This is a genomic window from Nocardiopsis mangrovi, assembly GCF_042653925.1.
Classification (GTDB): Bacteria; Actinomycetota; Actinomycetes; order Streptosporangiales; family Streptosporangiaceae; genus Nocardiopsis_B; species Nocardiopsis_B mangrovi.
Genome location: NZ_JBHSFQ010000003.1, coordinates 140,143 through 159,008 on the forward strand (window position 1 = coordinate 140,143; position 18,866 = coordinate 159,008).

General features: G+C 74.3%; 20 protein-coding genes. 12 read left to right on the plus strand and 8 right to left on the minus strand.

What is annotated here, in order from left to right:
• Positions 1-21: 21 nt before the first annotated feature.
• The 6 genes from ACFO4E_RS04540 to ACFO4E_RS04565 all read right to left on the minus strand — a co-directional run bounded on the left by ACFO4E_RS04540 (position 22) and on the right by ACFO4E_RS04565 (position 5,327).
• Complete coding sequence (locus tag ACFO4E_RS04540; protein ID WP_378571742.1) at positions 22-903, minus strand: alpha/beta fold hydrolase; 882 nt, start codon at positions 901-903, stop codon at positions 22-24.
• Complete coding sequence (locus ACFO4E_RS04545; protein ID WP_378571743.1) at positions 900-1,577, minus strand: TetR/AcrR family transcriptional regulator; 678 nt, start codon at positions 1,575-1,577, stop codon at positions 900-902. The genes ACFO4E_RS04540 and ACFO4E_RS04545 overlap by 4 nt, the downstream gene beginning before the upstream one ends.
• Positions 1,578-1,668: 91 nt before the next feature.
• On the minus strand, positions 1,669-2,529 hold the full coding sequence (locus tag ACFO4E_RS04550; protein WP_378571744.1) for an amidohydrolase family protein: 861 nt from the start codon (positions 2,527-2,529) through the stop codon (positions 1,669-1,671).
• Positions 2,526-2,855 (minus strand): L-rhamnose mutarotase, encoded by a 330-nt coding sequence (locus tag ACFO4E_RS04555; protein ID WP_378571745.1) that lies wholly within the window; start codon positions 2,853-2,855, stop codon positions 2,526-2,528. The genes ACFO4E_RS04550 and ACFO4E_RS04555 overlap by 4 nt, the downstream gene beginning before the upstream one ends.
• A complete protein-coding gene (locus ACFO4E_RS04560; RefSeq protein WP_378571746.1) occupies positions 2,855-3,922 on the minus strand; it encodes an aldo/keto reductase in 1,068 nt (355 codons plus the stop codon). The genes ACFO4E_RS04555 and ACFO4E_RS04560 overlap by 1 nt, the downstream gene beginning before the upstream one ends.
• Positions 3,923-3,971: 49 nt before the next feature.
• Positions 3,972-5,327 carry an alpha-L-fucosidase gene (locus ACFO4E_RS04565; RefSeq protein WP_378571747.1) on the minus strand — a complete coding sequence of 452 codons (1,356 nt, stop codon included), beginning with the start codon at positions 5,325-5,327 and terminating at the stop codon, positions 3,972-3,974.
• A gap of 289 nt (positions 5,328-5,616) precedes the next feature.
• On the opposite strand from ACFO4E_RS04565, the gene ACFO4E_RS04570 reads away from it, so the two are divergent.
• The 6 genes from ACFO4E_RS04570 (at position 5,617) to ACFO4E_RS04595 (ending at position 11,846) form a co-directional block, all read left to right on the plus strand.
• The gene (locus ACFO4E_RS04570; protein ID WP_378571748.1) at positions 5,617-6,483 is read left to right on the plus strand and encodes a fumarylacetoacetate hydrolase family protein; all 867 of its coding nucleotides are present in this window, start codon (positions 5,617-5,619) and stop codon (positions 6,481-6,483) included.
• Positions 6,483-7,832: an L-fuconate dehydratase gene (locus tag ACFO4E_RS04575; RefSeq protein ID WP_378571958.1), complete on the plus strand. Its 1,350-nt coding sequence runs from the start codon at positions 6,483-6,485 to the stop codon at positions 7,830-7,832. The genes ACFO4E_RS04570 and ACFO4E_RS04575 overlap by 1 nt, the downstream gene beginning before the upstream one ends.
• A complete protein-coding gene (locus tag ACFO4E_RS04580) occupies positions 7,832-8,584 on the plus strand; it encodes an SDR family NAD(P)-dependent oxidoreductase (protein WP_378571749.1) in 753 nt (250 codons plus the stop codon). Before ACFO4E_RS04575 ends, ACFO4E_RS04580 begins: the two co-directional genes overlap by 1 nt.
• A 23-nt stretch (positions 8,585-8,607) precedes the next feature.
• Positions 8,608-9,867, plus strand: coding sequence for an ABC transporter substrate-binding protein (locus ACFO4E_RS04585; RefSeq protein WP_378571750.1), 1,260 nt, complete (start codon positions 8,608-8,610; stop codon positions 9,865-9,867).
• Between the two features lie 85 nt (positions 9,868-9,952).
• Entirely contained in the window at positions 9,953-10,957 is a 1,005-nt protein-coding gene (locus ACFO4E_RS04590) for a carbohydrate ABC transporter permease (protein ID WP_378571751.1), read from the plus strand.
• Complete coding sequence (locus tag ACFO4E_RS04595; protein WP_378571752.1) at positions 10,950-11,846, plus strand: carbohydrate ABC transporter permease; 897 nt, start codon at positions 10,950-10,952, stop codon at positions 11,844-11,846. The genes ACFO4E_RS04590 and ACFO4E_RS04595 overlap by 8 nt, the downstream gene beginning before the upstream one ends.
• Before the next feature lie 11 nt (positions 11,847-11,857).
• Here ACFO4E_RS04595 and ACFO4E_RS04600 read toward each other — a convergent pair whose 3' ends face one another.
• Complete coding sequence (locus tag ACFO4E_RS04600) at positions 11,858-12,592, minus strand: FadR/GntR family transcriptional regulator (RefSeq protein WP_378571753.1); 735 nt, start codon at positions 12,590-12,592, stop codon at positions 11,858-11,860.
• A gap of 275 nt (positions 12,593-12,867) precedes the next feature.
• Here ACFO4E_RS04600 and ACFO4E_RS04605 point away from each other — a divergent pair, with 275 nt between their 5' ends.
• A complete protein-coding gene (locus tag ACFO4E_RS04605; protein WP_378571754.1) occupies positions 12,868-13,653 on the plus strand; it encodes a hypothetical protein in 786 nt (261 codons plus the stop codon).
• Between the two features lie 248 nt (positions 13,654-13,901).
• Entirely contained in the window at positions 13,902-14,690 is a 789-nt protein-coding gene (locus ACFO4E_RS04610; RefSeq protein ID WP_378571755.1) for a class I SAM-dependent methyltransferase, read from the plus strand.
• On the opposite strand, the gene ACFO4E_RS04615 is transcribed toward ACFO4E_RS04610, so the two are convergent.
• On the minus strand, positions 14,647-16,011 hold the full coding sequence (locus ACFO4E_RS04615) for an MFS transporter (protein ID WP_378571756.1): 1,365 nt from the start codon (positions 16,009-16,011) through the stop codon (positions 14,647-14,649). The two genes, ACFO4E_RS04610 and ACFO4E_RS04615, sit on opposite strands and share 44 nt — an antisense overlap.
• Before the next feature lie 55 nt (positions 16,012-16,066).
• Between ACFO4E_RS04615 and ACFO4E_RS04620 the strand changes: the two genes are divergently transcribed.
• The 4 genes from ACFO4E_RS04620 to ACFO4E_RS04635 all read left to right on the plus strand — a co-directional run bounded on the left by ACFO4E_RS04620 (position 16,067) and on the right by ACFO4E_RS04635 (position 18,856).
• Positions 16,067-16,615, plus strand: a complete 549-nt coding sequence (locus tag ACFO4E_RS04620; RefSeq protein ID WP_378571757.1) for a CGNR zinc finger domain-containing protein — start codon at positions 16,067-16,069, stop codon at positions 16,613-16,615.
• Positions 16,616-16,748: 133 nt separating this feature from the next.
• Positions 16,749-17,468, plus strand: coding sequence for a PIG-L deacetylase family protein (locus ACFO4E_RS04625; protein ID WP_378571758.1), 720 nt, complete (start codon positions 16,749-16,751; stop codon positions 17,466-17,468).
• Between the two features lie 94 nt (positions 17,469-17,562).
• Positions 17,563-18,099, plus strand: a complete 537-nt coding sequence (locus ACFO4E_RS04630; protein ID WP_378571759.1) for a YbhB/YbcL family Raf kinase inhibitor-like protein — start codon at positions 17,563-17,565, stop codon at positions 18,097-18,099.
• 136 nt (positions 18,100-18,235) lie between these two features.
• On the plus strand, positions 18,236-18,856 hold the full coding sequence (locus ACFO4E_RS04635; protein ID WP_378571760.1) for an HAD family hydrolase: 621 nt from the start codon (positions 18,236-18,238) through the stop codon (positions 18,854-18,856).
• Positions 18,857-18,866 lie beyond the last annotated feature (10 nt).

Here is an 18,866-nt window from a genome sequence, read left to right on the forward strand (position 1 = left end):
TGGCCGCCATGGACGGCACCCTCAGCCGTGCACGTCGGCGAGGAACGCGGTGACCAGCTCCGCGAACGGGCCGGGCCGGTCGAGCGGGGCCAGGTGGCCCGCGTCCTCGATCGACACGAACCGGCCCCCGGGCGACGCGGCGGCGGCGCGGCGCACGACCTCGGCGGGCACGAGGGTGTCGTGGACGCCGTGCAGCCACAGCGACGGGGGAACCAGCTCCGGCAGCCGCGGGGACAGGTCGAACCGCATCCGCCGCGGCCCGTAGGCCGCGATCTGCCAGTCGTCCAGCGCCCGCTGGCGGTGCTCCCGCTGGCGCCGGGCCTCGGCTTCGGCGAGCGCCATGAGGGCGGCGAAATCCGGGGTCCCGGCTCCCGCGGCCAGGCTGCGCTCCATGGAGCGGCGCAGCAGCGCGGGCGACGCCGCCACCCACGCGGCGGTCCAGCGCCACAGGGCGTCGGACCGCGTCAGGAGCCAGGTGGCGAACTGCGCCGGGCGCCGCGCCTCGATCCCGCCCGGGGCCGAGGCCACGACGGAGCGCACCCGCCCGGGGTGGTCGAGCGCGTGGCCGACCGCGAGGCCCCCGCCCATGGACAGCCCGACGAGATCGGCCCGCTCCACCTCCAGGCGGTCCAGCAGCTCGGTCAGGACGGCGGACAGCCGCGCCTGGTCCAGCGTACCGCTCCAGGGGCGCGAGCCCCCGTGGCGGGGCAGGTCGGGCGCGATCACCCTGCGGTCGCGGGCCAGCACCGGCATCAGGTGCCGCCAGGTGAACGGGGCGGTGTCGAGCATCGCGCCGTGCAGCAGCACGACGGGCGGCCCGGTGGCGGGGCCCGCCTCGTAGACCCGCAGCGGGCCGCCCGGCAGGGCGAGGTCGCGGTGGTCGCGGAAGGCATCGGCGGTCATGGTGCTCCTTCGTCCGGTGGGGAGAGGCGGTCCAGCAGCAGGGCGTGCGCGTCGCGCGCGGCACGGGGATCGGCGGGTTCGCCGGGGGTCTCCCAGCCGTCGGCGACCAGAGCGGCGAGCAGGTCCACGGTGGCGCGCAACCGCTCGCGCGAGAGGGCGCCGAGTGCGGGCGAGGCGTTGATCAGGCCGACGGCGAAGACGGACAGCAGCGTGGCGGCGGCGGGCGGATCGAGGTCGGCGCGCACCAGCCCGGCCCGCTGGAGGCCGGCCAGGTACTCCGCCAGCCAGTCCATGCGCGGCCCGTAGCGCGCCGCACCCTTGTCACGGACGTATCCGCCGAGAACTCCGGTGTCGCTGAGGTAGAAGGCGAGCATGAGGTCGTCGCCGAGGAGCGCTTCGAGGCCGTAGCGGTAGGCCGTGGACAGCGCGACCGGGCCGGGGCCGTCCGCGACCCGGGCGCGCACGGCCGCCGCCAGTGCCCGCACCGACCGTGTGAGCAGGGCGTCGAGCAGCGCCTCCTTGGACGCGAAGTCCAGGTAGAGCGCGCCCTTGCCGACACCCGCGCGCCGGGCGACCTCGGCCATGGTGGCGCGGTCGTAGCCCTTCTCCAGGATCAGCGCCCGCGCGTGGTCGAGGACGATGTTGGCGCGGTCGGGGATGGACGGACGGGGCATGGCACCGGACTCCTCGGCTGGCGTAGTGACCAGATTAGCAGTACTGGTCACTACGCCTCCGCCGGGGGTGGAGCGCCCCGGGGAACAGGACCTACGCGGCCGGCCCCGGGAGGCCGGCCAGGCCGTAGACCTCCGTGGCGGTCCCGGAGAACAGGCGGTCGCGGTCGGCGGCGGGCCATCCGGCCGTGCAGGCGTCGACGGCGGCCAGGACCCGGCGGTAGCCGCCGGCGAGCTCGCAGACGGGCCAGTCGCCGCCGAACATCAGCCGCCCCGCGCCGAAGGCGCGCAGCGCGTGGTCGATGAAGGGCCGCAGGGAATCGGCGGTCCAGTCGGGGGTGCCGGTGAGCGTCCCCAGGCCCGAGACCTTGGCGACGACGTTGGGCCGGGCCGCCGCCTCGGCCAGGGCCGCCGCCCAGGGGGCGGGGTCGCCGCCGGCGATCGGCGGCGCGCCCAGGTGGTCGACGACCAGCGTGAGGCCGGGCAGCTCGTCGGCGAGGGCGGCCACATGGGCGAGGTCGCGCGCGCCGATGGCGACGACGTCGAAGGTCAGGCCGAGCGGCGCCAGCAGGCGCAGGCTCTCGACCACCTCCGGCCGCACGAGCCAGTCGGGATCGGGTTCGTTGTGGTTGAGGTGGCGGACGCCCACGAACCGGGGGTCGGCGGCCAGCCCCTCCAGCTCCGCCGCGGCCTCGGCCGGGCGCTCCAGGGGGACCCATCCGACGACCGCCGCGGCGGCCGGCCAGCGGTCGCACACCGCGAGCATGTCGTCGGTGTCGGCACGGGAGTTCTCCGCCTGGACCAGGACGGTGCGGGCCACCCCGGTGCCCTCCAGCAGCGGGGCGAGGTCGTGCTCGTCCCAGTTCCGGGCGATCGGGGCGTCGCCGGGCCCCAGCCAGGTGTAGCGCCCCGGGGACGGCCGCCAGAAGTGCTGGTGGGCGTCGATGGCGGTCATCGGACCTCCCCCCGCTGGCGGCGCAGCCGCCACACCTCGGGCCGGGCGGTACCGCCGTCCGGCCCGGTGACGAAGCGGTCGACGTAGCGGTTGATGAACGCCTGCCACCGGAGGTTGGCGGGGTCGGAGTCGAGGGCGTCCATGGCCGCGCCGAAGTCGTCGCAGTCGACCACGTGGAACAGGTGGCGGCCGCTGCGCCAGATGGTCCAGTCATGGATGCCCACCCGGCGGAACGCGGCGTCGAGGTCGTCGGGGATGCGCTGGTGGGCGTGCTCGTATCCGTCCTCCTGGCCTTCTCGCAGCAGGGAGTGCAGGGCGACGCGCATCAGGCGGGGTGTCCTTCCGTGGCGGCGGGGCCGGGAGCGCCGCCGGGACCGGCGTGCGGCACCGGGGCGTCGGCGCGCAGGAGCCCGGAGTCGGCGAGGTCGGCCCACAGGTCGCCCGGGACGGGCGCGCGGAAGAGCGCGGCGTTGCGGGCGGCCTGATCGGCGGAGTAGGAGCCCAGGCAGACCGTTGCGACGGCCGGGTGGCCCAGCGGGAACCGGGCCGCGGCGGCGGGCAGGGTGGTGCCGTGGCGCTCGCAGACGGCGGCGATGGCGCGGGCGCGCCGGAGCAGTTCGTCCGGTGCGGGCGCGTAGTTGTAGGCGGCGCCAGGGCGGGGGTGCTCGGTGGCCAGGAGGCCGGAGTTGAACGCGCCCCCGGCCACGACCGAGACGCCGCGGCGCGCGCATTCGGGCAGCAGGTCGTCGAGCGCCCCCTGTTCGAGCAGGGTGTAGCGGCCGGCGAGCAGGACGACGTCGAGGTCGGTGCCGCACACGAACCGGGTGAGCATCTCCGACTGGTTCATCCCCGCCCCGTAGGAGCGCACGACCCCCTGGGAGCGCAGTTCCGCCAATGCCGGGAACGCGCCCTCCATGGCCTCGCGGTAGTGGTGGTCGGGGTCGTGGACGTAGAGGATGTCGACGCTGTCGCGGCCCAGGCGCTCCAGGCTCGCTTCGAGGGAGCGCAGGACGCCGTCGCGGCTGTAGTCGGATACGCGCACGGAGGTGTCGGGGACGGCGAAGCCCTCGGGGTCGGTGCCCGTTCCGGGGCCGGGCGCGAGGAGCCGGCCGACCTTGGTCGAGACGATGGCGCCGTCGGCCGCCGGCAGCCCGGCCAGGGCGGCGCCCAGCCGGCGTTCGGCCAGCCCCAGGCCGTAGTGGGGGGCGACGTCGAAGTAGCGCGCCCCGCCGGCCCAGGCCGCCGGAACGGCGCCGGTCCACTCGTGGTCGGGCACCTCGCGGTCGAGGTTGCCGAGCTGGGCCCCGCCGAAGGAGTAGGGGCCCACCCGCAGCCCGCCGCGGCCCAGCGGGCGGGCCGGCGCGGGGTGCGGGTCGTGGCCTCGGCCGGTCACGCGGCGGCCTCCTCGGCCGCGCGCGGGCGCCGGCGGCCGCGGCCGGGGGTCACCGGCCGGCCAGCGGGATCACGACCACGGCGGGGCCGGGGACGGCGGCGGCCGCGGGCAGGTCGACGACGATGCGGCCGTCCTCGCCGCGCGCCGCGACCGGGGTGCCGTCGGGGGTCCGGGCGGCTGAGAGGTCGAGGGCGCCGGGGTCGCCCGCCACGGAGACGGTCCCGGCGGCGTCGATGAAGGCGTTGGCGTGGCCGCCGGTGCGGGTCCAGCGCACCCACGGCTCCCCGCCCGGCCCGGCGACGGCGGGGTCGAGCACGGTGCTGTCGAAGACCGCGCCGCCGTTGAGCCCGGTCCAGCCGGCGACGGCCTCCAGCGCCGCCTTCTGCTGGGCCGGCAGCCGCCCGGCGGAGTCGGGGCCGACGTTGAGCAGCAGGTTGCCGCCGCGGGAGACGACGTCGACCAGGTGCCGGATGACGCCGGGGCCGTCGAGGTAGTGGCGTTCGTCCTCGACCCGGTTGTAGCCGAAGGAGTAGCCGATGCCCCGGGTGTTCTCCCACATGGAGGAGTTCTCGGATTCGGTGCCCTGCTGGTACTCGCTGGTGCGGAAGTCCCAGTGGGTCAGCCCCCACCGGTCGTTGACGACGCCGTGCGGGACGGTGGCGTAGTAGTGGTCGAACAGCTCGACCAGTCCTTCGGGGCCTTCGCGCTTGCCGGAGTCGGGCCACTCGATGTCGTTCCACAGCACATCAGGGCGGTAGCGGTCGATGAGGTCCCTGACATGGGCGTAGGCGAAGGTGTTGTAGTCCTCGCCGAGGGGGCGCCGGTTGTGGAAGTCGTCGTCGGTGATCGGCGGGAGATCGGTGAAGTTCCAGTCCAGGCCGCCGGAGTAGTAGACCCCGAAGCGCAGGCCGGCCCGGCGCGACGCCTGCTCGAACTCGGCGATGAGGTCGCGGCGGGGGCCGCGGTGCACGGTGTTGCGGGTGCCGGTACCGGGGGCGTCCCACAGGGCGATGCCGTCGTGGTGCTTGGAGGTGGGCACGACGTAGCGGGCGCCGGTGCGGGCGAAGAGGCCGACCATGGCGTCGGCGTCGAACTCCTCGGCGCCCCACTGGTCGAGGAAGTCGTCGTAGGGGGCGCCGCCGTGCGCCTGCCGCTGGTGCTCCCGGGCGGGGGCGCCGTCGATGCGGACGGTGTTGGCGTACCACTCGGCGTAGGGGTTGTGCCGGAACCAGGTGGGGCGGTCGATCGTGCCGAGTTCGCCGATCGGCTCGGCCCACGCGGGTACGGAGTAGGCGCCCCAGTGCACGAAGATCCCGAACTTCGCGTCGCGGTACCACGAGGGGACCTCGCGTGCGAACCGCGCGAACTCCGCCTGGCGCGTGGGGTCGGTCGTGAACATCGCCATGGGGCCTCTTCCTCACGGTCGGGGGTGCCGCCGCCCGGTGACCACGGGGCGGCGGGACGTGCGCCGCGGGCCGGCACCGCGACCCGGAGTGACGCAGGACACCCCGAAACATACGATGTTCCATCCGCGCCGTCAATGACCGCGGAATCGCGGCCGACTCGGCCGCCGATCGGATAATCGCTGATCCACGGCCCATTGCAGGAGAATCAGTGCGTCCCGTCCACAGGTTCACCCTCCGCCATTGCGCTTTTCATCGGATGTCTGTTACCTTGCCCACGCTTAACATCGGATGTCTGGAGCATTCATGAAGCTGCTGCACGTCGGCCCCGCGGGGCACGAACGGCCCGCCGTCCGCACCGACGACGGAACCCTCCTCGACCTCGGCGGGGTCCTACCGTCCGTCCCCGTGACCCCCGAAGGAATCGGCCTCGCCCGGGCCGCGCTGGACCAGGGCCGGCTGCCCGAGCTGCCGGAGGCGCCCGGCGGCACCCGGATCGGCGCCCCGATCCCGCGCCCCGGCAAGATCGTCTGCATCGGGCTGAACTACCGCCGCCACGCCGCCGAGACCGGCGCGGCCGTGCCCGAGGAGCCCATCGTCTTCATGAAGGCGGCCTCCACCGTCGTGGGCCCCGACGACCCCGTGCTGGTCCCGCGCGGCAGCACCAAGACCGACTACGAAGTCGAACTGGGCGTGGTCATCGGCGCCACCGCCCGCTACACCGAAAGCCCCGAGGACGCCCTGTCCAAGGTCGCCGGCTACGTCGTCTGCCACGACGTCTCCGAACGCGCCTTCCAGCTCGAACGCGGCGGCCAGTGGGACAAGGGCAAGAACTGCGAGACCTTCAACCCCATGGGCCCCTGGCTGGTCACCGCCGACTCCGTGCCCGACCCCGACGACCTCGGCATCCGCCTGTGGGTCAACGGCGAGAAACGGCAGGACTCCACCACCGCCGACATGATCTTCGGGGTCGCCGAACTCGTGCACTACCTCAGCCGGTTCATGGTGCTGGAGCCCGGCGACGTCATCAACACCGGCACTCCCGAGGGCGTGGCGCTGGGGATGCCCGACCCCAAGCCCTACCTGCGCCCGGGCGACACCGTCGAATGCGAGATCGACGGCCTCGGCCGCCAACGGCAACAGATCGGCGCGGCGTGATGGCCCGCATCACCTCCTTCACCACCTCCGACGTCCGCTTCCCCACCTCGCGGACGCTCGACGGCTCCGACGCCATGAACCCCGACCCCGACTACTCCGCCGCCTACGTCGTGATCGGCACCGACGCCGGCGACGGCCACTGCGGACACGGCTTCGCGTTCACCATCGGCCGCGGCAACGACGTCCAGGTCGCCGCCATCGACGTCCTCGCCCCCTACCTCCTGGGCCGCGACCTCGACCCGGTGCTCGACGACATGGGCGCCACCTGGCGCTCGCTCGTGCACGACTCCCAGCTGCGCTGGCTGGGGCCCGAGAAAGGCGTCATGCACATGGCGGTCTCCGCCGTCGTCAACGCCTTATGGGACCTCAAGGCCAAACGCGCCGGCCTCCCCCTGTGGCGGCTGCTCGCCGGGATGAGCCCCGAGGAACTGGTCGCGCTGGTCGACTTCCGCTACCTCACCGACGCCCTCACCCCCGGCGAAGCCCTGGAGCTGCTGCGCCGCGCCGAACCCGGCCGCGCACGGCGCATCGACCGCCTGCTCGCCGAGGGCTACCCCGCCTACACCACCACCCCCGGCTGGCTGGGCTACTCCGACGACAAGCTCGTGCGCCTCGCCCGCGCGGCGGTCGCCGACGGCTTCACCCAGATCAAGCTGAAGGTCGGCGCCGACCTCGCCGACGACGTCCGGCGCATGCGCCTGGTGCGCGAGGCGGTCGGCCCGGAGGTCCGGGTCGCGGTCGACGCCAACCAGCGCTGGGACGTCGGCACCGCCGTCGAGTGGATCAACGCGCTCGCCCCGTTCGACCCGTGGTGGATCGAGGAGCCCACCAGCCCCGACGACGTCCTGGGCCACGCCGCCATCCGCCGCTCGGTCGCCCCGGTCAAGGTCGCCACCGGCGAGCACGTGCAGAACCGGGTCGTCTTCAAGCAGCTGCTCCAGGCGGAGGCGATCGACGTCCTCCAGATCGACGCCGCCCGCGTGGCCGGCGTCAACGAGAACATCGCGATCCTGCTGCTCGCCGCCAAGTTCGGCGTGCCGGTCTGCCCGCACGCCGGCGGCGTGGGGCTGTGCGAACTCGTCCGCCACCTGTCCATGTTCGACTACGCCGCGGTCTCCGCCGACATCGGCGACCGCGTCATCGAGTACGTCGACCACCTGCACGACCGCTTCCTCGACCCCGCCACCGTGCGCGGCGGCGCCTACACCGCACCCCGCCTGCCCGGCTTCTCCGCGCAGATGACCGACTCCACCCTGCGCGAATTCGCCTACCCGCACGGGCCGGCCTGGGCCCCCGTTCCCGGCGGCCCCACCCCCTCCACCACGGCCACCGCGAAGGAGCACCCCTGATGGGCGAATTCGACGGGCTCACCGCCCTCGTCACCGGCGGCGGGTCGGGCATCGGCGCCGCGACCGCCGACCTCCTCGCCGACCGCGGCGCGCGCACCGCGGTCCTGGACCGCGATGTCACCGGGGTGCCCGATCAGCACCTGGCGGTCGAGGCCGACGTCACCGACGACGCCTCGGTCGTCGCGGCGGTCACCCGCGTCGCCGACGCCTTCGGCGGCCTGGACATCCTGGTCAACAACGCCGGGATCGGCGCCCAGGGCACGGTCGCCGACAACCCCGATAGCGAGTGGCACCACGTGCTCGATGTCAACGTGGTGGGCATGGTCCGGGTCGCCCGGGCGGCGCTGCCGCACCTGGCCGCCTCCGACCACGCCGCCATAGTGAACACCTGCTCCATCGCGGGGTGGGCCGGGCTGCCCGCCCGCGCCCTCTACTCCGCCTCCAAGGGGGCCGTTCAGGCGCTCACCCTGGCCATGGCGGCCGACCACCTGCCCCAGGGCGTCCGGGTCAACTGCGTGAACCCCGGCACCGCCGACACCCCGTGGGTGGGGCGGCTGCTCGCCGCCGCCCCCGACCCCGGAGCCGAACGCGCCCGGCTCAACGCCCGCCAGCCCACCGGCCGCCTGGTGACCGCGGCCGAGGTCGCGCACGCGATCTGCCATCTCGCCAGTCCCTTGTCGGGCGCCACCACCGGCACCGTGCTCGCCGTCGACGGCGGCATGCACGGCCTGCGGGTCCCGCCCAGGAGCTGACCCGCGAGCGGGAGGAGACCACCATGACACCGACCGCGCGCCGCCCGGCGGCCGCCGCCCTGGGCCTGGCGCTCGCGCTGACCGCGGCGGCCGGGTGCGCCCCCGACGGCTCGGCGGGCGGCTCGACCGACGCCTCGGGCCGCACCACCCTGACCTGGATGATGTGGTCCGGGGGCACCGCCGAGCGCGACGCCTGGCAGCGGGCGGCCGACGCCGTCACCGACGCCCGCCCCGACATCACGGTGAACCTGGAGACCACGTCCTTCGACGACTACTTCACCAAGATCGGCACCCGCATGGCCGCCGAATCCGCGCCGTGCATCGTGAGCGCGCAGAGCCCGCGGCTGGGCGCGCTCCAAGAGGGGATGCGCCCCATCGGCGACCTCATCGAAACCCAGGGCACCGACCTCGGCGACTTCGACCCCGCCGCCCTCGCCGGCCTGGAGGCCGACGGCCGCCAGTACGCGCTGCCCTACGACAGCGGTCCGATGATCATGCTCTACAACAAGGACCGCTTCGCCGAGGCCGGCGTGCCCGAGCCCGAGCCCGGGTGGACCATCGAGGACTTCGAGGCCGCGGCCCGCGACCTCACCGGCGGCGGCGACCACGGCTTCAGCGCCTTCCCCTCCGACCTCCACATGTTCCCGCTCATCCTCACCTACAGCGGGGCCCAGCCCGTCACCCCCGAACGCACCCTGGACCTCGGCTCCGCACCGGTCGTCGACGGCGCCACCTGGTACACGGGCCTCGTCCACGAGCAGAAGGTGGCGCCGCCGCTGGCCGGCAACGACTCCCTGTTCCCCGTCAACCAGTTCATCGCCGGCAACACCGCCATGGTGGTCGACGGACCGTGGGACATCCTCAACGTCTCCAGCCAGTCCGATTTCGAGCTGGGCATGGTCCCCCTGCCGGCCGGCCCCGACGGCAGCCGCACCCTCTCCGCGGGCTCCGGGTTCGGGGTCTCGCGCAGCTGCCCGGTCCCCGAGGAGGCCTACGCCGCCATCGAGATCCTCACCGGCGACGACGTCCTCACCGACCTCGCCGCCTCCGGACGCGCCTTCCCGTCCCGCCCCGCCGCCCAGGAAGCGTGGCTCGACAACGCGCCACCCGGGGCCGGCGATGCGCTGAGCGCGGCGTCGGCCACCGCCGAACCGCTGCGCACCACGGCCAACTGGACCCAGGTCACCACCGACCTCATCCAGTACGGGGTGCCCGCCTTCAACGGCGCCACCCCCGCCGCCGACATCCTCCGCCAGGTCCAGTCCGAGCACGCGCGCGGCTGACCCCTCCCCGCGGACGCTCCGGCGCCCGCGGTCCCTGATCCCCGGCCCGCCCCATTGCGGGCCGACACCGACACGGGAGGCTCCGATGCCCGTCGGGAGTCACCTGCCGATGCGCGACCGCCCATCGGCACGGCACACGCCGGATGCCCCGGCCCGCAAGCGCACCGGCAGCGGCGCCGTACCGCCCCCGAGGCGGCCGATGTCGCCCGGAGCGCGGCGGCGCGCCCGCGGCGAGTTCGCCGCAGCGGGCATGTTCGTCGGCCCCGGCCTCATCGGGCTGACCCTGTTCACCCTCTTCCCCATCGCCATGTCGCTGTTCATCAGCTTCTACGACTGGCCGGGGTTCGGCGAGCGCTCACCGGTCGGCCCGGACAACTACATCGCCCTCGCCACGAGCCTGCGCTTCCAGCAGGTCATCCTCAACACGCTGCTGTTCACCGCGCTGTACGTGCCGCTGAACCTCGTCGTGTCCCTCGGACTGGCCGTGTGGATCGCCACGATGCGGCGCGGGCGGCAGACCCTGCGGGTCATCTTCTTCATACCGGTGATCACGCCCATCGTCGCCAACGTCCTGGTGTGGCGGATGATCTACCAGCCCGACGGCGCCATCGACGGCCTCTTCCAGGTCTTCGGCGCCACGGCGCCCAACTTCCTCGGCGACGAGAACTGGGCCATGGCCGCGCTGGTGGCCATGAGCGTCTGGCAGGGGTTCGGCTACAACATGCTGGTGTTCTCGGCGGCCATCGACAACATCCCCCGCTCGCTCACCGAGGCCGCGAGCCTCGACGGCGCCGGGGCGTGGGCGCGGTTCCGGCACATCACCCTGCCGATGATCTCGCCCGCCATGTTCTTCGCGTCCACGATGACCCTGATCACGACGTTCCAGGTCTTCGCCCAGCCCTACCTGCTCACCGGGGGCGGCCCGGGGCTGGCCACCGAGACCCTGGTGCTGTTCATCTACCGGCAGGGGTTCTCCGCCTACGCCCTGGGCGCCGCCGCGGCGGCGGGCTGGATCCTCTTCCTGCTCATCTTCATCGTCACCGCCGTCCAGTTCGCGGCCCAGCGCAAATGGGTGAACTACGATGTCTGACCAGCTCATCGCGCACCGTCCGGCCGCCCTCGCGCAGGGCGCCCCCCGCCGCACCGCACCCCGGCGCGGGCGCATCCGCCACGCGGTGTCGGCGACCCTGCTGTGGGCGGTGGCGGGGGTGTTCATGCTCCCGCTCGTCTACACGGTGGCCACCTCCCTCAAGCCGGCCGGCGAGGTCTTCACCAGCCCGCCCACGCTGTGGGGGTCGGAGATCCGGTGGGCCAACTACAGCGACGCCATGAACTACCTGCCGTTCCAGCGGTTCATCCTCAACGGCCTGCTGGTGGCGGGGCTGGGAACGGCGGTGGTGCTGGTGGCGTCGACCACGGCCGCCTACGCGTTCGCCCGGCTGCGCTGGCGGGGACGCGACTCCGTCTTCCTGACCTACCTGATGACGCTCATGCTCCCCCAGGAGGTCCTGGTGGTGCCGATGTTCCTGCTCATGCTGAACTTCGGGTGGGTCGACAGCTACCAGGCGCTCGTCCTGCCGTGGGCGTTCACCGCGTTCGGCACCTTCATGCTGCGCCAGTTCCTGCTGACCGTTCCGCGCGAGCTGGACCAGGCGGCCACGATCGACGGCGCCGGGCGGCTGCGGATCTTCTGGTCCGTGTTGCTGCCCCTGGCCCGCCCCTCGATCGCGGTGCTGGCGGTGTTCACCTTCATCACCTACTGGAACAGCTTCCTGTGGCCGCTGGTGATCACCACGAGCGTGGAGGAGAAGGGGACGGTCCCCCTGGGGCTGAGCCTGTTCTTCAGCCAGCAGGGCAGCCAGTGGAGCCTGGTCATGGCGGCGTCGGTGGTGTCGATGCTGCCCACGGTGGCGCTGGTGCTGCTGCTGCGCCGGCACCTGGTGAGCGGGATCGCCACCGCCGGGCTCGGCGGCCGCTGAACGGCGTGCGGTCAGTGTCCCGCCGGCGGGACAGCTGGACGGTGGCCACCGGCGGGGTCGGCGGCGCGGTCGTCGTGCAGGGACTGCCGCAGCCACTGCTCGACACCGGCGATGTGAACGGTGGCCCAGGAACGGGCCACCTCGGGCTGGTGCTGCACGATCGCCTGGCAGATCGCGCGGTGCTCGGCGAGCGTGCGCTCCACCGCCGACCCCTGGGTGACCCCGCGCCAGATCCGCGCCCGGTGGGTGCGGCTCGACAGGCTCTCGACCAGCGACGACAGCACGGGGTTGCCCGATCCCTCGACGATACGCCGGTGGAACTCCTGGTCGTTGGCCACGAGCTCCTCGACCGAGGGGTCGGGCGGCAGGGCGTCGAGGACCTTCGTGAGTTCGGCGGCGGCGTCGTCGGTCATGTGCGTGGCGGCCATGGCGGTCGCGGCGGGTTCGAGGATCCGCCGCACCTCCAGGAAGTGCAGCACGGAGTCGTCGTGGTGGAAGTCGACCACGAAGGCCATGGCGTCGACGAGCAGCCGGGGGTGCAGGCTCGTGACGTAGGTGCCGTCGCCCTGGCGGACATCGAGCACGTTGATCAGGCTGAGTGCCTTGACGGCCTCGCGCAGGGAGTTGCGGGACAGGCTGAGCATGGCGGCGAGTTCGGGCTCGCGCGGGAGCCGGTCGCCGGGGCGCAGCTGACCGCTGTTGATCATCTGCTTCAGCTTCTGGATGGCTTCGTCGGTGACGGCCACGGGTCCCCTCCGTCTCACCGGGCGATCTCCGGTTCGCGCACCAATCTAACAGCAGTCATCGGATGAATTCGCCCCGATTTCGGTGAAACTCGGCACTATACCCACCTGGCGGTCCGGAAGATCCGAGGTGTGCGCAGCGGTTGTGTCGATGCCCGTCGAATTCACCCGGCCGCCGGAACCGCACGGCCGGAGCGGACATCGTAGGGGCGACGGAACGGCGGCGCGGCCGCCCACGCGAAGAGACGGAGGACTCGACGGTGACACGGGTGTGGAGCATGGCGGACGTGATCGCGGCAGGCGACCCGGCCGACGACGTGACGGCCAACGGCGGCGCGGCCGTACTCGCCTACATCCGGGCCCTCGCCGAACACGGCGCCGAGGTGCGCGATGTGGCCCGCGTACCCGGCTCCGAAGGCGACGGGCACGTGGCCTTCGCGCTGGAACTCGCGGGCGGGTGGTCGCTCGCCCTGCGGTTCGCGGGCGTGCCGCTGGAGCGGCTGCGCAACGGCGACGACAACGGCGAGCCCGTCGAGATCTCCGTCAACGGCAACGGGCACCCGGGCTGGAACGCGGCGGTCAAGGCCGGGCTCGACAAAGTGGCCGCGCGCCGCAGGGAGCACCCGACCGCCGCTCCGGACGCCACCGCGCCGAGGGGCGGCACGGGCTCGGCGGGCGTGTGGCGCGTCCCGGACGTGATCGGGTCCCTCGACATCAACGAGGACGTGGACGTCAACGGCGGCGAGACGCTGATCGCCTACATGGCGGAACTCGCGGAGCGCGGCGTCCTCGCCCACGACGTGGAGCGCGAGATCGACGCCGAGGGCGCCGGGATGCTCGCGTTCCTGCTCGACCTCGACGGCGGCGGCGAGCTGTACGTCCACGTCCCCGGAGTACCGCCGGCCTGGCTCCGCGACCCCTCCGCGTTCCACGACGAGTGGGCCGCCTGGGACGACGAGGGCTACATCTGTGAGATCTTCATCCAACACGAGGGCTATCTGACCTGGGAAGACGCGGTGGAGGCGGGGGTCGCCGCCGCCCGCGGCGCCACCGGCGAGCGGTAGGGGCGTTTCGCCGATCGCGACGGCCGGCCCGCGCCGCGGGCCGGCCGGGCCCCGGGAAGCGAGCGCCGTCCGTACCGCTCCCCGCTCCCCGATCGTCGGGACCGGGCTCGGGGCCGGCCCCTTGCCCTCGTCCGCCTCCGTCCCGTCACCGGGCGCACGCCCCGACGTGTGGCGGGTCCGGTACAGTGCGGTGCCACCGGTGCCGGGGAGGACCGGGCCGCAGGGGCGGTGGACGGGAAGGACGGGCGATGCCGGTGTCGGATGCGGGGGCCATGCGCGAGGCCGCGGAGCGGGAGTTCACGCGGCAGGCCGCGTCGTTCGAGGACGCCCGGCTCAACACCGCCTTCACCGTCCACCTGGACCGCCTGGCCGACTTCGCCGCGCCCCGGGCCGACGACGTCTGCCTCGACTCCGCCTGCGGCACCGGCCTGGTCGCCCGGCGCCTTGCCCTGCGCGCACGGCAGGTGACGGCGCTCGACACCACCCCGGAGATGCTGCGCACCGGCAAGGCCGCGGCCGACGCCGAGGGCATCGGCAACGTCGTCTTCCAGCGCGGTGACGCCGCCCGCCTGCCCTTCCTGGACGACTCCTTCTCGCTCGCCGTCTCCCGGTTCTCGCTGCACCACGTCGCGTCGCCCGCCGCGGTCGTGGCCGAACTGGTGCGCGTCTGCCGCCCGGGCGGCCGGGTGGTGCTCGCCGACATGGTCGTGCCCGACGGGCTCACCGGCGCCCCCGACCGCTTCGAGCGGCTGCGCGACCCCTCGCACGGCGCGATGCTGCGCGTCGACGCGATCCGCGACCTGCTGCGCGAGGCGGGCGCCGACGCCGGGCCCTCCGAGGTGTTCGACGTCCCGCGCCCGGTGCGGCCGTGGCTGCGGCAGGCGGGGACACCGGAGGACACGGCCCGGCGGATCGAGCGCATCCTCGCCCGCGAACTGGTCGGCGGCGCCCCCACGGGCCTGCGCCCGCACAGCGTCGACGGCGACCTCTGGTTCACCCAGACCTGGGCCCACATCGCCGCCAGCCCCCTCCAGTGAGCGGTCGGCGCCCGCACCGGGCGCCCTCGCGGCGCCCCCGGGCGCCGAGGAGGGCGTGCAGGACTCCCGCCGCCGCATGGACGGCCGCGGCGGTCGCCAGGCACAGCACCGGGGAGGCGTCGGCGAGGGGGCCCGCGAGAGCGGAGCCGACCGCGAACGCGGTGATCTTCAGGCTGGCTCCCGTCGCGAAGACCTGGGCGCGCAGGTGGTCCGGCGCCTCGCGGTGGCGGATCGCGAACAGCGCCGTGAGCTGAGGCCCCTCCGCCGCGCCGATCACCGCCACCGCGACGACCAGCACCGCAGCCCCGGGGGCCACCGCGGCGACCGCCGTCCCCGCCGCCTGCGCGAGGACGCACGCGACGAGGACCGCCTCGGGGCGCAGCGCCGTGGGACGGCCCGCGAGCACGGCGTTGGCGCACAACGCGAACACGGCCATGAGCGACAGCAGCACCACCCCGTTCTCCGGGCCGCCCAGCAGCCGGGCCCCCAATAAGGGGGTGCTCACCACGAACATCCCGCTGGCGGCCAGGGACACCGACGAGACCGCGGTCGCGCGCAGGAGTGGCCGGTTCCCGGCGATCGCCCGGACCCCCGCAACGACGTCCGCGCCCCGCAGCCTCCGGCCGGCCCCCGGACCGCCGACCGCGGCGCGGGCGCTCCCCTGCGGGCGGGGCGCGCGCGGCGCGGAGCGGTCCGCGGTGGCGGCCGGCAGCGCCGGCGCCGCGGTGGCCGCGAGGGCGATCAGTGCCGCGGCCGCGGCGACGCCCGCGCCCGCCCCGGCCGCCGACGCCAAGAGCCCGGCCAGAGCGGGGCCCACCAGGCCGGCGGCGCTGAAGGTCATGGCGTCCAGGGCGGTGCCGCGCGCCGACACCTCCGGCCCGAAGACCCGCGGCAGCTGTGCCGTCCATCCCGCCGACAGCACGGGCCCCAGCACACCCGTGGCCATGGCCACCGCGACGACCACCGGGAGGGGTACGCGGCCCAGCAACACCGCGCAGGCCGCGATCCCGGCCGCATAGGCCGCGAGGGCACCGGCCAGCAGGCGTCCCGGCCGGGCGCCGCGGTCGAGCAGCACGCCGACGACCGGCCCGCCGATCGCCGCCGATACCGTCAGCCCCGCCAGCAGGGCCGCCCCGGTGGTCGCGGACCCGGTGGCCGCGGCCCCCAGGAGCAGCAGCGCCGGCCCCGACATCTCGTCCCCGGTCCGCGCCGCTACGGCGCCCGCCAGGTACCCCGCCTCCCCCGGCCGTAGCCGCCGGCCGCGCCGCCCCGCTCGGCGTTCCCGTCCGCCTCCCCGCCACAGCCCGCGTCGTCGGTGCACGGCATGACGCTAGCGAGGTAACGCCATCGGTCGCTACAGGCGTTACATTGACGGGATGCCGACGCCCAACGCGATCATCGGGCGCGCGGTGCGCGGGCTCGCCCAGCGCACCACCGACCTGGTCAACCTGCTGAGCGGCGATGACCCCGGCCCCGAGGCGGTCGACGCCCTCCTGCGCGCCCATGGGGAGACCGATCCGCTGGTCGTCTCCCCGGCCGACGTGACCGCGATGCGCGCCGCCGCGCAGCGCCTGCGCGCCGTGTTCACGGCCCCCGATGCCGGCACCGCCGCCGCCACCCTCAACGCCCTGCTGGCCCACAGCGCCCACCCACCGCGGCTGACCAGCCACGGCGGCACCACCCACTGGCACGTGCACGTGGACGGCCACGACGACGCGCCGTTGGGCGAGTGGTTCCTCACCTCCTCGTGCCTGACCCTCGCGCTGGTCCTGACCGACCGCCAGCGGGTGCCGGGCGGGGTGTGCGCGGCCGCGGGCTGCGACCGCGTGTTCGTCGACACCGGCAGCGGCAGCCCCCGCCGGTACTGCTCGCGCCGGTGCGCGACGCGGTCGCGGGTCGCCGCGCATCGGAGAGCGCGCGGCTGAACGCCGCCGCGGGCCCGGGTATTCCGCCGCCACGCGGCCGGGAGCGGCCGGAATCTCCGGGGTTCGCGGCACGCTGGAGATGTCAGGAGGGCTCCGCCGCACGGGTCCCCCGCGAGTGGAAAGGACGCCGCATATGCCGGACGACGACGGTATCGAGCGCGCGCTGGTGGTCATGGCCCACCCCGACGACATCGACTTCGCGTGTTCGGGGACGGTCGCGCTATGGACCGGCTCCGGGATCGAGGTCACCTATCTGCTGGTCACCGATGGCGAGGCCGGCGGTGACGACCGCACGCTGAACACCGAGGAGATGGCCGCGCTGCGGCGCGAGGAGCAGCGCAAGGCCGCCGCGGCGGTGGGGGTGGACGACGTCCGGTTCCTGGGCCACCCCGACGGCTCGGTCGTGCCCGACCTGGCACTGCGGTGCGACATCGCCCGGGTCATCCGCCAGGTGCGCCCCGACCGGGTGGTCATCCCCAGCCCCGAGCGCGACTGGTCGGCGCTCGCCGCGAGCCACCCCGACCACCTGGCCACGGGCGAGGCGGGGATCAACGCCGTCTACCCCGACGCGCGCAACCCGCACGCGCACACCGCTCTGCTCGCCAACGAGGGGCTGCGGCCCTGGAGCGTCCCCGAGGTGTGGGTCGCGCACCCGCCGGCAGCGGACCGCTTCAGCGACGTCACCGACGTGATCGACCGCAAGTTCGCCGCGCTGGCCGCGCACGCCAGCCAGATCCCCGACATCAGGGAAGTGGAGCCGGCCGTGCGCGGCTGGCTCGCCGGCAACGCCGCACGCGGCGGTCTGCCCGAGGGGCGGCTGGCGGAGGCGTTCCGGGTCGTCGACACCCGCTGACATCCGGTGGCCCCGCTGTCCACGCCCCTGCGATGATCCCGGGGTAGAAAGGGTCAGGGACGCCTGACCGCACCACCGAGCCTGGAGGATCCGCGTGGCCCAGTCGCCATCTCCCTACGATTTCCTGCCCGACGTCGCGCCGTTCGCGGTGACCAGCGACGACGTCGCCGACGGCCGGACCCTCGCGCCCGCCCAGGTGAGCGGCGTCATGGGCGCCGGCGGCGAGGACGTCTCGCCGCACCTGGCGTGGAGCGGCTTCCCCGAGGGCACCCGCAGCTTCGCCGTCACCTGCTTCGACCCCGACGCCCCCACGGCCAGCGGCTTCTGGCACTGGGCGGTCTTCGACATCCCGGTGTCGGTGACCGAACTGCCGGCCGGCGCCGGCGACGGATCGGGGAAGGGCCTGCCCGAGGGGGCGGTCACCCTGCGCAACGACGCCGGGGACAAGCGCTATGTCGGAGCCGCCCCGCCGCCCGGCCACGGGCCGCACCGCTACATGTTCGCGGTGCACGCGGTGGACGTCGGCACGCTGGGGATCGGCGACTCCGCGAGCCCGGCGTTCCTCGGGTTCAACCTCTTCTCCCACTCCATCGGCCGGGCGGTCGTCACGCCGGTGTACGAGGAGAAGTAGGCTCCCCGCAGCAGGGCAGGGCCCGCCCCGCGACGGGGCGGGCCCCTCCGCCGGTTCGGCGGAGCCCCGGCAGGAGGACGCGCCGGCGCGAGCCGGACGAGCGGGACCACGACTACGCGAGAGGGACCGAAGCCTCATGGGTCGAAGCTCCAGCCTCCCCACGATCCTCTTCGACTACGGCGAGGTCATCTCGCTGCCGCAGCCCGCGGAGTCGCGGGCGGCGCTGGAGCGGCTGGCGGGCGTGGACCCGGCAGATTTCTGGGCGGCCTACTGGGCGGGGCGCCGCGCCTACGACCAGGGCGACACCGCGGCCGTGTACTGGGACGGCATCGCCCGGAGCACCGGCGCCGACTGGGACACCGTCCGGCGCCAGCAGCTATGGGCGGCGGACGTCGCCTCGTGGCTGCACCTGCGCGACCGCAGCGTCCGGCTCCTGGAGCGGCTGGCCGCCCGGGGCGCGCGGCTCGCCCTGCTGTCCAACGCCTCCGCCGACATGGCCCACGCCCTGCGCCGCTCGCCCGCTCTCGCCGGCTTCGACTCGCTATTCTTCAGCTCCGACCTCGCCCTGTGCAAGCCCGACCCGGAGATCTACACCCGCGTGCTGGGCGAACTGGGCGCCGAACCAGAGCACACCGTCTTCATCGACGACCGCGAGGAGAACATCCTCGCGGCCAAGGCCCTGGGCATCGACGCGCACCACTACACCGGCCCCGAGGGCGTCGAAGCCTTCCTCGCCGAGCGCATCGGCCCGCTCTGACCCCTCTGGG

Coding starts and splice junctions, on each gene's coding strand:
- ACFO4E_RS04620 (WP_378571757.1), top strand. CDS start 16,067: ATGCCGACGCCCAACGCGATCATCGGGCGCGCGGTGCGCGGGCTCGCC.
- ACFO4E_RS04590 (WP_378571751.1), top strand. CDS start 9,953: ATGCCCGTCGGGAGTCACCTGCCGATGCGCGACCGCCCATCGGCACGG.
- ACFO4E_RS04575 (WP_378571958.1), top strand. CDS start 6,483: ATGGCCCGCATCACCTCCTTCACCACCTCCGACGTCCGCTTCCCCACC.
- ACFO4E_RS04565 (WP_378571747.1), bottom strand. CDS start 5,327: ATGGCGATGTTCACGACCGACCCCACGCGCCAGGCGGAGTTCGCGCGG.
- ACFO4E_RS04540 (WP_378571742.1), bottom strand. CDS start 903: ATGACCGCCGATGCCTTCCGCGACCACCGCGACCTCGCCCTGCCGGGC.
- ACFO4E_RS04570 (WP_378571748.1), top strand. CDS start 5,617: ATGTCTGGAGCATTCATGAAGCTGCTGCACGTCGGCCCCGCGGGGCAC.
- ACFO4E_RS04550 (WP_378571744.1), bottom strand. CDS start 2,529: ATGACCGCCATCGACGCCCACCAGCACTTCTGGCGGCCGTCCCCGGGG.
- ACFO4E_RS04610 (WP_378571755.1), top strand. CDS start 13,902: ATGCCGGTGTCGGATGCGGGGGCCATGCGCGAGGCCGCGGAGCGGGAG.
- ACFO4E_RS04580 (WP_378571749.1), top strand. CDS start 7,832: ATGGGCGAATTCGACGGGCTCACCGCCCTCGTCACCGGCGGCGGGTCG.
- ACFO4E_RS04545 (WP_378571743.1), bottom strand. CDS start 1,577: ATGCCCCGTCCGTCCATCCCCGACCGCGCCAACATCGTCCTCGACCAC.
- ACFO4E_RS04595 (WP_378571752.1), top strand. CDS start 10,950: ATGTCTGACCAGCTCATCGCGCACCGTCCGGCCGCCCTCGCGCAGGGC.
- ACFO4E_RS04555 (WP_378571745.1), bottom strand. CDS start 2,855: ATGCGCGTCGCCCTGCACTCCCTGCTGCGAGAAGGCCAGGAGGACGGA.
- ACFO4E_RS04635 (WP_378571760.1), top strand. CDS start 18,236: ATGGGTCGAAGCTCCAGCCTCCCCACGATCCTCTTCGACTACGGCGAG.
- ACFO4E_RS04585 (WP_378571750.1), top strand. CDS start 8,608: ATGACACCGACCGCGCGCCGCCCGGCGGCCGCCGCCCTGGGCCTGGCG.
- ACFO4E_RS04605 (WP_378571754.1), top strand. CDS start 12,868: ATGGCGGACGTGATCGCGGCAGGCGACCCGGCCGACGACGTGACGGCC.
- ACFO4E_RS04625 (WP_378571758.1), top strand. CDS start 16,749: ATGCCGGACGACGACGGTATCGAGCGCGCGCTGGTGGTCATGGCCCAC.